Genomic DNA, 11,547 nt, shown 5'->3' with positions numbered 1-11,547 from the left:
AGCGGCGATCTCTGGATCGATTGCCGACAGGTGCCGTAGGGAGCGACGAAACACTCGGTGCAAGACATGATGGTCTAACAGGGCCTCCATCATCGCTGAGACAGTTTCGGCCTTGGCCAAAGCTTGAGCCTCTGCCTCTGCCCACTCCAAGTAAATCGCTAGAAAGATAGCCTTTTTGTCAGGAAAATGTCGGTAAAAAGTCTGAGGGGCATAGCCCGCCCGTCGCGCGATGGCATTGGTTTGTGTGCCGTCATAGCCCTGTTCTTCAAATTCCGATTGTGCAGCTTTGAGAAGTTCTGCCCGCCCTGATTTTCGACTTTTCATGGCTACAGACCTCGAGCTTGACAATAAGTGATATTCATATCACTTATCTATGGATGGACCAATCTCTTCTGCCAGTTAGCCCGCTTCGTGCGGCGATTGGGGTGCAACCGCCCTATGATTTGGTGGAAGCCGCCGGAACTAACGTCGCAATTGCCCGACGTGGTGTAGGCCTTCCGGTCTTGTGCCTTCACGCGACGGCCCATGGAGGCCGTGATTTCGAAAACCTTGTCGACGCTTTGGTGCCTTTGGGGTTTCAAATGGTGTGTGTCGACTGGCCCGGTCATGGCGCTAGCCCGTCTGATGCAACCGGAGAACCTGCGAGTGCCAAACGCTATGCGGCTATCTTGTCTGACCTCATTCCTGCTTTGTTTGGGGAAGCAAAGCCCGTTGTCATTGGCAATTCCATTGGCGGGGCGGCGGCATTGATTGCCGCCCTCGAAAGGCTCGGAGCTATCCGCGCGTTGGTTCTTTGTAATCCCGGTGGGCTGGCACCCCTTTATCCTTTAGCGGCGGCGGTGATCAAGTTGTTGGTCCGCTTCTTTGAGGCCGGGGCCCGCGGTGCGCGCTGGTTTCCTTGGGCGTTTGAGCTTTATTATCGGCTGGTTTTGTCTGGCAAGCCAGCCTTCGCGCAACGATCACGCATTGTCGCGGCCGGGCCTGAAATGGCACCGATCCTCACCCAAGCCTGGCGCAGCTTTGGAGGGGCCGATGCTGATTTATCCGGCGAAGCGGCTGGCTTGAGTTTGCCCGTCCTGTTTGCCTGGGCCAAGTCCGACCAGATTGTTGCGTGGTCACGGTCCAAGCGCGCGGTGGACACAATTCCCCATGCAAAGGTGGAATTCTTCAAGGGCAGCCATGCAGCCTTTTTGGAAGACCCGGTCGCGTTTCAAACGTCTTTTTTGGCATTCGTGAAGGCATTGCCGAGTGGCTCGAACCATTCCTCTATGGTCCCATAAGAGTTAACTATCATGCCCTTTGTGAACATCAAAGTGACTCCAGATGGCCTCACGCCTGAAAAGAAAGCTGCCTTGATGGCAGGCGTGACCGAGCTTTTGCGCGTTGAACTCAATAAAAACCCTTAAACGATGGTTGTCATCATCGACGAGGTGGAGACCTGCAATTGTGGGATTGGCGGCAAGAGCGTTACACAAACAAGCGCTGGAGGATGAGTGGCGGAGCAGCACCTTCTGGCTCTTTGTCCTGATTCGGCTAGCGGGCTTTGGCATTCCCATAATGGCCGCTCTCAATAATGGCTTGGGCTTGCGGCTCGCAAGCCCAGTGGCCGTGCCTTTTGCGCTGTTTATCGTCGGTACCGTCGCGACGGGCGTTGCGGTTTTAGCTGCGGGCACCACTAAGCTGTTTAGATCCGTAGCACCGTTGGGCTTTTGGCTCGGCGGGCTTCTCGTTGCTTTTTGCGTGCTGTCCGTAACGCTCGCAGCCATGCGCAACGGCTTTGGTACTGCAATTTTTCTGGTTCTGTTCGGCTAATTGGTCAGTGCTACGGCGCTAGACCACTTCGCGCTGTTGGGGGCACAGCGCTATCCACTGACGCTGACACGGGCACTTGGTCTTATGTTGATGGTCGGTGGGGTTTTTCTGGCGCGACGGCCGGGTTAGGCCTCATCCAACCCCAGATCGAGGCAGGGGGCCGAGTGGGTGAGAGCGCCCACGGAAATATAATCCACCCCTGTAGCGGCAATGTCCGCCACAGTGGACAAACTGACCCCGCCTGAGGCCTCCAAGGTGACGGCCCCCGCCACACGTGCCACGGCAGCCCGCAAATCTGCCAAGCTGAAATTATCCAGCATGATGCAAGTTGGGGAGAAAGGCAGCGCTTCTTCCAATTGCGCAAGGCTATCGACTTCTACTTCGATCGGCAGCAAATGGCCGCCATAGGCTTTGGCACGGGTCAAAGCGGGCACAATGCCACCAGCAGCGGCAACATGATTGTCTTTAATCAGGATGGCGTCATCGAGGCCAAACCGATGGTTAGAGCCTCCACCCAAGCGTACCGCTTTCTTCTGGAGTGCACGTAGGCCAGGCGTGGTTTTGCGGGTGCAGGTGATTTTGGCGTTTGTGCCCTTCACCTCTTCCACATAGCGGGCGGTCAGGCTGGAAATTCCCGACAAAGGCCCCAGAAAGTTCAGCATCACGCGCTCAGCCATCAACAGGCTTTGAGCTTTGCCCTGCAAGGTGGCGATCACATCGCCGGCGGCAAGGAGCGCCCCTTCCTTCAGGTGTGGCTGCAGGACGGCTGCAGGATCAATCAGGCGCAAGGTGAGGGCGGCAGCATCCAAGCCTGCCAGAACACCCTGGCTACGGGCCCGCAACACCCACTGCACATCAAGATCAGGTTCAACGGTCGCCGATGTTGTGACGTCCCCCGCGCGCCCCAAATCTTCCGCCAGCGCCATGCGAACGATCGGCTCAATCACCACATCGGGCAAATAGGTCATAGTGTTACATCCAAGGTGACGAAGCTGCGCTTGGCAGGATCAAGTTCCTTTGGGAAGTCACTGCGGTAATGGCCGCCGCGGCTTTCCTGCCGCGCCAAAGCGCCTTCAGCGATCAGGCCTGCAGTGACCAATTCATTGGTAGGGCCATTTTGGGCCTTGAGCTTTTCGATGGTGCCGACAAGGTTCGTTAGGCCCGTTGCATCGCGCACCACACCGGCTTTGGCGGTCATTTCAGTCCGCAGAACATGCAAGGCATCCGCAGGCAGAGGCGCGATAGATGCGGCGTCGCCTCCTGCTTGCCTGCCGGAGGGCACGTCGCGCAAGCGCTCAGCAACCCGATGCGCAAACACCACGGCTTCGAGGAGGGAATTGGACGCCAAGCGATTGGCCCCATGCACCCCGGTAGACGCGCATTCGCCGATCGCGGAGAGGCCGTCCAACGTGGTTTTGCCCCATACGTCGGTAACAATACCGCCCATATGATAATGGGCGGCAGGAGCGATAGGGATCAGGTCGACTCGGGGGTCCACGCCGGCGGCTGCACAGGCGGCAAACACGGTCGGGAAATGGTCAGGGAAGCCTGCACCAATGGCTGCGCGGCAATCAAGGTAAGCACCGCGCCCCGCCGCAATCTCGCTCGCCACCGCGCGGGCCACGCTGTCGCGCGGCGCAAGGTCGCTTAGATAATGATAGCCAGCCATAAAGGGTGTGCCGTCGAGATTGACGAGCTGTGCGCCTTCACCGCGCAATGCCTCCGTCGCTAAAGGGGCAGGGTCACGGCCAAAATCCATGGCGGTGGGATGAAATTGGACGAACTCAGCATCGGCAACCAGCGCGCCAGCGCGTGCGGCCATGCCTAGGCCTTGGCCTGCCGCTTCGACCGGGTTGGTGGTCACGCGGAACAAACCACCAGAACCACCAGTCGCGAGCACGGTTTCTCCCGCCTCCAAGCGGATGGGCTTGCCATTCATGGCCAGAACCCCGCCGATGCGACCCGTTTCGGTTTGTAAAAGCGCTCGCGCCGCAACGCCTTCAACCAAGGTGATATGGTCGCATGCGCGCACCGCTTTGATCAGATTGGCCATAATCTCGCGGCCAGCCAAATCCCCGGCGACGCGCGCAACGCGGGCGTGGCTGTGGGCCGCCTCCAAAGACAGGGCAAGGGAGCCATCTTCATGGCGGTCAAAGGCAACGCCAAGGTCCAACAGGTCGCGCACGCGCGCTGGCCCGTCCTTGGCGATTAGCATGGCAACAATCGGGTCCACCAAGCCAGCGCCCGCCGCGATGGTATCCTTCGCATGGCTTTGCGCGCTGTCTTCCGGGGCTAAGGCCGCTGCCAAGCCACCTTGCGCCCAAGCACTCGACGCTGCTTGTCCAAACGGCGCTGGCGACACCACCACACAAGGGCGCGGCGCAAGCTTAAGCGCGAGAAACAAGCCAGCCAGACCTGCCCCTATGATCAGGACACTACCGTCCTTCAGGCGTTGTGTGTCCACTTCAGATCAGTTCCAAAGAGTCTGGCACATGGCGTGTTGGGTCAAACTTGCCAGCAGGAGCAGGCGGGATGGCCAACATGGCATCGACAGCCTGCTTGGCACGCACGGCAATATCTGGATCGACTTCCACTTCATAGCGCATCTCTTTCAGCGCATCATAAATGGCTTCCAGCGTGATGACCTTCATGTGCGGGCAGAGATTACAGGGCTTGATAAACTCCACGTCTGGATTGGCTACGGCAACATTGTCGCTCATGGAGCATTCGGTGATCAGAACGACTTTCTGTGGCTTGTAATCTTGCACATAGTCGCTCATCGCGCCGGTTGAGCCGGTAAAGTCAGAGGCTGCAACGACTTCAGGCGGACACTCAGGGTGGGCCAGAATGATGGCACCAGGATGAGAGGCGCGGATTTCGGCGATATCGTCTGCGGTAAAGCGCTCATGCACTTCGCACTTGCCCTTCCACGAGATGATTTTGATGCCGGTTTGGGCGGCAACATTCTTGGCCAGATATTCGTCTGGCAACATGATGACTTGAGCCACGCCCCATTCTTTAGCGATGGTCTCCACCACTTGGATTGCATTGGATGAGGTGCAGCAAATATCGCTTTCAGCTTTTACTTCGGCAGTTGTATTGACATAGGTGACCACGGGCAGGCCCGGATAGCGTGCTTTAATCAGCCTTACGTCAGCACCGGTGATGGAAGCCGCCAGCGAGCAGCCTGCCTTTAAGGACGGGATCAAAACCGTTTTATCGGGCGACAGGATTTTTGAGGTTTCAGCCATGAAATGCACGCCGCCTTGCACAATCACCTTGGCTGAAACTTTTGCCGCCTCGCGGGCGAGCCCTAAACTGTCGCCGCGAAAATCGCCAACGCAATTGAAGATTTCGGCGGTCATATAATTGTGCGCGAGGATGACGGCGTCGCGCTCTTTCTTCAGGCGATTGATGGCCGCTATCAATGGCGCATAGGCTGGCCATTCAAGGGGCGAGATTACGTGGCGTACGATTTCATAGAGGTGGTCAGTCTCTGCCTTTACAGCGGCGTCATAGACAAGGCCCCGCGCAGCAGCTGGCGATAGACGGCGCGAGCCAGCACCCGAGCTGCCCTCGCTTGAGGGTTTTGAACCTAAATCTAGAACGGCCATCTTCATTCTCCTGACAACTAATACTCAAGTTGAGCATTAGTCCCTTGTGCCAAAGCATCAGCCGTTATTGGCGCGGGGGGCTTATACTTAGTGTGAGCAAAAGGGTCTGTCAATTGAAATCCATTTTCCGCATCCGGACAAAACGCAGACGCATGAATTTAGCGCTTAGCCAGCGGCAAGCTGAGGCCCGAGGCACCGGCCTGACGGCTGGTCGCACTGCGGGTGAAAAGCATGGCGGGGCGACCACCGGTATCAGCATGCATAGCACCGGTGGATTCCACGAGGCCGGAGCGTTCCAGCGTTCTGCGAAAGTTTTGTTTATGCAGTTTAACGCCGCATAGAGCCTCTACGAGGTCCTGTAGCTCGCTCAAGGTAAAGCGCATTGGTGCTAGGTCGAAGATAATAGGGCGATAACGAATTTTTGCGCGCAAGCGACCCATGGCGGTTGCAAGGATGCGGCGGTGATCGGAGACTAAGGGCTCTCCCACATAAGCGCGTTCAGCCGCAGGGGCGGCGCTCCCACGACTCTTGGCGCGGTCGCGTTGAGCCTCTTGGACAAGGCCTGCTTCATAGAGAAGTTCAAACCGATCCAATACTTGGGACTCCTGCCACGACTGCCCTTGCAGTCCAAATGCCATGGCGACCCGGCTTTGCCGCTCTGTTGTGGTCGCCCAAGCGCTGAGGTCTGGCATTAAAAGATCCAGAGCCCGCATGCCCGCTGTGCTGCGGCGATCTTCCCACGGAAAGAAGCGGTACCAGTCAGCCCATACACCGGCGCGGCGTTGCCCTTCATCAATACTCCCCGCCAAGGCGATATAGCCCACCGACACAACGCGATCTGCGTCTGAAGATTGGCCCATGTCGGCCACGGGGGCTTCCCGGCCTTTGTCACCAAACGTGTAGAGCTGTTCCACATAACCGAGCGCAAAGCCGGTTTGGGAGGTCACAAAGTCGCGCACGGCCAATTCGAAGGTACGGTGACCGATTGGGTCGAAACTACCAAACGGCAGGCCGATGGCGCCCGGGCTTCCGCTCAACAGAAGTTCAGGGCCCTTGCCACTAGCTGCCACGACGACGGCGGATAGGCCGATAATAACGCGTGGCGTGGCATTCATGCTAAGGCTCCCACCGGGCTGGTAGATCGAAGGCTACACCTTCCCAACAATCTTCACCACGGCCAATCGCGTCAATCGCATCCACCATGGCACCACCTCGACCCAAAAGATCATCCGCGTAACGGGTCAAAAGGCGATTGGGCGTCGCGGTGGGCGAGGCCTCACGCATGAACTGGGCAATTTTGAGCGGTGGGACGTCGGGGTTCAAAGCACAGGCCGCCATAAAGGCGGAGGCGGTCGAGCGTGAGACTCCGGCCCAGCAATGCACAACTAGCGGTGCGGACTGATCCCACGCCTGCACATGTTCCAGAATAGCGGTGACATGGGCTTCGGCGGGTGTGATGAGGCCCGCCTGCACCGAGGAAACATCATTGAGGCCAAGTCTTAGATGCGTGTCGGGCGACAGGCCAGCAGGGGTCTCAATCATGCTGTTGGGGTCAAGAAGCGTGATCATGCCCCACGGCCGTAAGCGCGTGATTGTGGATGGGACTAAAGCCAAAGAGCAGACCGAAATATAGGGCATTAAACCACCTTCTTTCTAACGCTGGGTCGGGCTTTGAGCATCAATCAGAGCGATCAAGGCCTGATGGCGGGCAACATAGGCCGCTTGCGCCTGACGGGCAGGCCAGGGGTCAATGGAAATGACAAGGCCGACGGGCGGTGCACCAAAGAAAACCACCGATTCCTCTTGGCCAAAACCCGCAACTTGGGTCGCTTCAAAATAGGCGCACGCAAGATCGGCACGCTTTATCAGCTTCTTTAAGGTCACAGGTGTTTTCGGCGGTAAGCCAAACCGAATATGGACTGCCCGCTCCAACCGGTCTTCAAATGCACGATAATCAACGCCCAAGGCGTTCTTAAACGGGCTAATCATATCGCCCACGACATATTCAGGGGCATCATGTAACAGCGCCATCAAGCGCTCTTTTGGCGTCAGGCTGGGTTCAATATAGGCTGCGATCTCTTCAACGATCAGACTGTGTTGGGCCACAGAAAAGGCGTGGTCGCCTGTTGTTTGGCCATTCCAGCGTGCAACACGGGCCAACCCATGAGCAACATCCTCAATCTCAATATCCAACGGCGAGGGGTCTAGGAGGTCCAGACGCCGACCGGACAACATTCGCTGCCAGGCACGGGGCGGCGCGGACTTTGCTGACTTTCGCGGGGAGGCAGGTGCTTGTGTGGCCATTTGTCTCATGTGGTTGATTGTCACTTGTGGACGCGATGCTTTCGTGCCCACGTCTTAGCCGTGGAAACACACTCATGCCGAGAATGACGGCGAATTGCCAGTGAAGTTCTCAGCATTTAGGTGAGGTGCTCGTTATGGTCATTTGGGAACCATAAGCGCATCGCACGGTTTTGTAGTGATGGAGGAAACAATATGACTCAATGTGAAATTCTCGTACCCCTACGTGGTGACGACAGCGACGTAGCGCTCTTGCAGCAAGGCTTGGCCTTGGCGGAGTTGATAGACGGCAAAGTCGCGAGCGTTTATGCGCAAATGGATCCAACGGAACTGATGGCTTGGTCTGCAGATGGGTCCTTTGCCTCCACTTCGGCTAGCCTGATCCAATCTGCACGTGATGGGAATGAGCAAGCTTGGGCGGACGTTCAGGCCCGAGTGGAAGCCTTGGCTAGCGGGAGAGGCGGGCTGACGGTTGAGAGACTGATCGGTTTGCAAGATCGCCTGTTGGCACGCCGTTCAGCCCTAAGCGATATCGTCATGTTTGGGTGCGAGACCGTGCGCGGCAAGACCTCGATCTCGCCGGTTTTTGAAGCCCTGCTGATGGATGCCCACGCCCCCATCTTCATTCCCCGGACGCCGATCAGCATGCTAACTGGGACAGCCTTGATTGCTTGGGATGGCAGCGTCGAGGCGGGACGCGCCGCAAAAGCCGCCCTGCCGCTTCTGCGCAAGGCTGGCAAAGTTGTTATCATTCAATCAGTTGGTGCGCTGGAAGATGAAGGTAAGGAGCTGAGCGATCCAGCACGTCTACAGGACTGGCTTGGTCGGCAAGACATCAAGGCCCACATCGAAACGATGGACGCCTCGAAAGATACGGCCTCTGAAATCCTCAAAGCCTGTACCACTCATGGTGCCGGGCTTCTGGTCGCTGGGGCCTATGGGCACAGCCGCGCGCGGGAATTCGTTTTCGGCGGCGTCACCCGCACCCTGTTGAAGACGGTCACCACGCCTTCTTTGATGCTTTGTCATTAGAGCTATCCAACCAGTTTTCTGAAAGGAACCTCCATGTCTGGTCTTACACGTATGACTTTGCGCCTCGCTCGCAATCCAGAGGCAGGCTACCCCACCGGCGACAATCGACATGGTTATGTGGTTGTTGCCCCCTTGCGCCAAGATGGACATTTGGACGCTGAAGCCTGGAAAGCCCATCGCGCCCAATGCACCATTAAGCGTTTTTCCCCGGATCCTGAAGATGTTGCCGACGGATGGTTAAGCCATCAAGGTGGGCGGTGGCGCGTCCATTATGATGAAAAGAGCGAGGGGCCCGATGACGCATTCGACCATCTCGCTGATCACCGCTTGTTCGTTGGCGATTACATCACGATTACAAGGCGCGGCCAGGCCCTTGTCTATCAAGTCGCTCAAGAAGACGACGATTAGATTTAAGCATGCTCCCCGTTTTGACCACTGGTCAGGATGGGGAAACCCTGCTTAGATTTGGACATGCCTGACTCACTCGATTTCGACTCACTCCGCCCCAAATCCCCCTTCATGGGCGAAAGCCACAGCCTGTGGCGTACCCAATTGCGCCGCTTCATCGACCGGGAAATCATGCCCTATGTCGACCAATGGGATGAGGCGGGGTCCATACCGCGCGACCTGTTTTTGCGCGCTGGCGCTTTTGGTCTCTTGGGCGCGGGCTATCCGGTGGAATATGGCGGCACGGGACGTGGCCCCGACTATGACTGGCATCATGGCATCGTCACCAGCGAGGAATTAGGACGCATAGGTGCTGGCGGTATTACTGCTGCCCTTATGATTCACGGCATTGGCCTGCCCCCCGTTCTGGCGGCTGGCAGTGACGCGATGAAGGCGAGCCTTGCGCCAGAGGTTTTGGCGGGTCACCAACAAATCAGTCTGGCCATAACAGAACCAGACGCAGGCTCCGACGTCGCTAATCTACAGACCCGTGCCGTCAGGGACGGCGATGTATTTCGGGTGAATGGCTCGAAGCTTTATATTACGGGCGGCTGCACGTCCCATTGGCTAACAACAGCCGTGCGTACTGGGGGGCCAGGAGCAGGCGGGATTAGTCTGCTGCTGATTGATGCAAACGCAAAAGGCGTAACGCGTAATCTTTTGAAAAAGCAGGGCTGGTGGGCCTCTGACACGGCTGAAATCTTCTTTGAAGATGTGCAGGTGCCAGCCGAAAATCTGATTGGGCCGGAAAATGGCGGCTTCTACGGCATTATGGCCAATTTTAATGGAGAGCGACTGGGCATGGCGTCGGGGGCTTTAAGTGCCGCGCGCGCCTGCGTCGAAGATGCTGTCATCTGGGCCCGCCAGCGCAAGACATTCGGCAAGCGCTTGGCGGATCACCAAGTCGTGCGGCACAAAGTGGCTCAAATGGTGCAAAAGATCGCGACCTCAACGGCTTGGCTCGATCAATGCGCGTGGCGTGTCGCCCAAGGTGAGACACCGGTAGCCGATCTTTGCTTGCTAAAAGTCCAAGCAACCGAAACGTTGGAGTTTTGTGCGCGCGAAGCCAGTCAAATTCTGGGCGGGGCCAGCTATATGCGTGGCTCGCGGATTGAACGCATTTACCGCGAAGTGCGGGTGAATGCGATTGGTGGGGGCTCCGAAGAGATCATGCGCGATCTGGCTGCGCGGCAGCTAGGGCTGTAACCGCAAATGAAATGCCCACGTTTTGTTGTCTATGATCCCTTCTGACTATGTCATCTATTTAAGTGCCTTTATCGCGCCCTTTGTCCAAGAGGATGCAGCGGTTCTTGGCGCTGTGACAGCCTTCGCCCATCCCGGCATGGATCACATGGCCGATGGGTTCTTGATTGTTATCGTCATGTTGGCGGGCTTGATCATCAGCGACTTGTGGAAATATTGGCTCGGTTGGGCTGGAAGGACTCAAGCTTGGGCGCATCGATTTTCGGAAAAACCAGCCGTTTCTAAAGTTCGAGCGAAAATCGTTGCAAATCCCGGAAAGACGTTACTGATCGCGCGCTTTGTGCCCGGGACCCGTATCCCGGCCTATATTGCGGCAGGATTTTTTGGTGTGCCCTTTGGGCTCTTTGCTGCTTGGATTGTGATCTCGGCTTTGGCCTATACCTTTGTCGCGTGGGCGTTGATCGCGAGTGTCGGCACGGTTGCGGGCGAGAAGGGGCAGCTTTATCTGGCCATCGGTTTGATTTCGGCCATCCTGGTTTTCGTCACGTTTAGGATGATTTCAGCCAAGCTTAAACGACCAGGCCGCGCGGACCTGTGATCGGAGAGCCCAGAAACACTTCAAACGCTTGTCGGATGTCGCGTGGCCTATCGGTGAGGCCAGATAAAAGGATCGTTAGGTGGCTGTCGCCGACTTTGCGCCAGTTGCGCGATTGTAAACGCCGCCAAGGCGGACCCGCATCAGGGCGCACAATTGCGAGATCGAAAGTGGCAACCAGCTCGATCTCTAGCAAAGCTACAAAACGGGCTTTGGCGTTTTGGTTGATCGGCCCCTCATTGTAACTGGCTTTACCAATCGCCTCCCACGGGATTAAGCCCAATCCATCGAGCCGGAAGCCCTCGTTCCTCAAATCAATGGCAGATTTGCGAGGCCACAAAGCGGGGGCAAAATGAAAGACCAAGGCCGCCATACAGAGCAGGGGTAAAAGCGGAATCGTTCTGAGAAAGGCAAGGCTGGCAAGCCCGGCCAACCCAAACAGGCCTATCCCGGCAAGTACAAAGGCGCGGGCAGACCGGGAATCAAAATCACTGATGAACACGCGCCCTAAAAGGTCTGGTCGATCAGATGGCCCCATCTGTT

General features: G+C 57.2%; 14 protein-coding genes and 1 pseudogene. 7 read left to right on the top strand and 8 right to left on the bottom strand.

All coding sequences use genetic code 11. From position 1 onward, the window contains the following. A partial coding sequence (locus tag ACIQ20_RS10775; RefSeq protein WP_395780165.1) for a TetR/AcrR family transcriptional regulator occupies nt 1-324 on the bottom strand: 324 nt, incomplete at its 3' end. Between the two features lie 17 nt (nt 325-341). Between ACIQ20_RS10775 and ACIQ20_RS10770 the strand changes: the two genes are divergently transcribed. The 3 genes and pseudogenes from ACIQ20_RS10770 (at nt 342) to ACIQ20_RS10760 (ending at nt 1,941) form a co-directional block, all read left to right on the top strand. After that, the gene (locus ACIQ20_RS10770; RefSeq protein WP_395780163.1) at nt 342-1,280 is read left to right on the top strand and encodes an alpha/beta fold hydrolase; all 939 of its coding nucleotides are present in this window, start codon (nt 342-344) and stop codon (nt 1,278-1,280) included. 12 nt (nt 1,281-1,292) lie between these two features. Continuing rightward, complete coding sequence (locus tag ACIQ20_RS10765; protein WP_395780161.1) at nt 1,293-1,406, top strand: 4-oxalocrotonate tautomerase family protein; 114 nt, start codon at nt 1,293-1,295, stop codon at nt 1,404-1,406. Between the two features lie 40 nt (nt 1,407-1,446). Beyond that, nucleotides 1,447-1,941, top strand: a pseudogene (locus ACIQ20_RS10760) (DMT family transporter). Here ACIQ20_RS10760 and nadC read toward each other — a convergent pair. From nadC to ACIQ20_RS10730, 6 genes are all read right to left on the bottom strand, one after another. After that, nucleotides 1,938-2,780: a carboxylating nicotinate-nucleotide diphosphorylase gene (gene nadC, locus ACIQ20_RS10755; RefSeq protein WP_395780159.1), complete on the bottom strand. Its 843-nt coding sequence runs from the start codon at nt 2,778-2,780 to the stop codon at nt 1,938-1,940. The pseudogene ACIQ20_RS10760 and the gene nadC sit on opposite strands and share 4 nt — an antisense overlap. After that, the gene (locus tag ACIQ20_RS10750; RefSeq protein WP_395780157.1) at nt 2,777-4,276 is read right to left on the bottom strand and encodes an L-aspartate oxidase; all 1,500 of its coding nucleotides are present in this window, start codon (nt 4,274-4,276) and stop codon (nt 2,777-2,779) included. Before ACIQ20_RS10750 ends, nadC begins: the two co-directional genes overlap by 4 nt. 1 nt (nt 4,277) lies before the next feature. After that, nucleotides 4,278-5,426 (bottom strand): quinolinate synthase NadA, encoded by a 1,149-nt coding sequence (gene nadA, locus ACIQ20_RS10745; RefSeq protein ID WP_395780155.1) that lies wholly within the window; start codon nt 5,424-5,426, stop codon nt 4,278-4,280. Nucleotides 5,427-5,584: 158 nt separating this feature from the next. Next, entirely contained in the window at nt 5,585-6,541 is a 957-nt protein-coding gene (locus ACIQ20_RS10740; protein ID WP_395780153.1) for an NrtR DNA-binding winged helix domain-containing protein, read from the bottom strand. Nucleotide 6,542: 1 nt separating this feature from the next. Then, nucleotides 6,543-7,064: a tyrosine phosphatase family protein gene (locus ACIQ20_RS10735; protein ID WP_395780151.1), complete on the bottom strand. Its 522-nt coding sequence runs from the start codon at nt 7,062-7,064 to the stop codon at nt 6,543-6,545. Nucleotides 7,065-7,079: 15 nt separating this feature from the next. Continuing rightward, nucleotides 7,080-7,661, bottom strand: a complete 582-nt coding sequence (locus ACIQ20_RS10730; protein ID WP_395780167.1) for an HD domain-containing protein — start codon at nt 7,659-7,661, stop codon at nt 7,080-7,082. Between the two features lie 261 nt (nt 7,662-7,922). Here ACIQ20_RS10730 and ACIQ20_RS10725 point away from each other — a divergent pair, with 261 nt between their 5' ends. The 4 genes from ACIQ20_RS10725 to ACIQ20_RS10710 all read left to right on the top strand — a co-directional run bounded on the left by ACIQ20_RS10725 (nt 7,923) and on the right by ACIQ20_RS10710 (nt 11,007). Next, complete coding sequence (locus ACIQ20_RS10725) at nt 7,923-8,759, top strand: universal stress protein (protein WP_395780149.1); 837 nt, start codon at nt 7,923-7,925, stop codon at nt 8,757-8,759. Between the two features lie 33 nt (nt 8,760-8,792). After that, nucleotides 8,793-9,167, top strand: coding sequence for a hypothetical protein (locus ACIQ20_RS10720; protein ID WP_395780147.1), 375 nt, complete (start codon nt 8,793-8,795; stop codon nt 9,165-9,167). Nucleotides 9,168-9,230: 63 nt separating this feature from the next. Beyond that, complete coding sequence (locus ACIQ20_RS10715) at nt 9,231-10,412, top strand: acyl-CoA dehydrogenase family protein (protein ID WP_395780145.1); 1,182 nt, start codon at nt 9,231-9,233, stop codon at nt 10,410-10,412. Nucleotides 10,413-10,443: 31 nt separating this feature from the next. Continuing rightward, complete coding sequence (locus tag ACIQ20_RS10710; protein ID WP_395780143.1) at nt 10,444-11,007, top strand: DedA family protein; 564 nt, start codon at nt 10,444-10,446, stop codon at nt 11,005-11,007. On the opposite strand, the gene ACIQ20_RS10705 is transcribed toward ACIQ20_RS10710, so the two are convergent. Further along, a complete protein-coding gene (locus ACIQ20_RS10705; protein ID WP_395780141.1) occupies nt 10,979-11,542 on the bottom strand; it encodes a hypothetical protein in 564 nt (187 codons plus the stop codon). The genes ACIQ20_RS10710 and ACIQ20_RS10705 overlap by 29 nt on opposite strands. Nucleotides 11,543-11,547: the final 5 nt, after the last annotated feature.

This window comes from Aquidulcibacter sp. (assembly GCF_044346625.1).
Taxonomy (GTDB): Bacteria; Pseudomonadota; Alphaproteobacteria; order Caulobacterales; family Aquidulcibacteraceae; genus Aquidulcibacter.
This window is presented reverse-complemented; position numbering and strand designations above follow the sequence as displayed.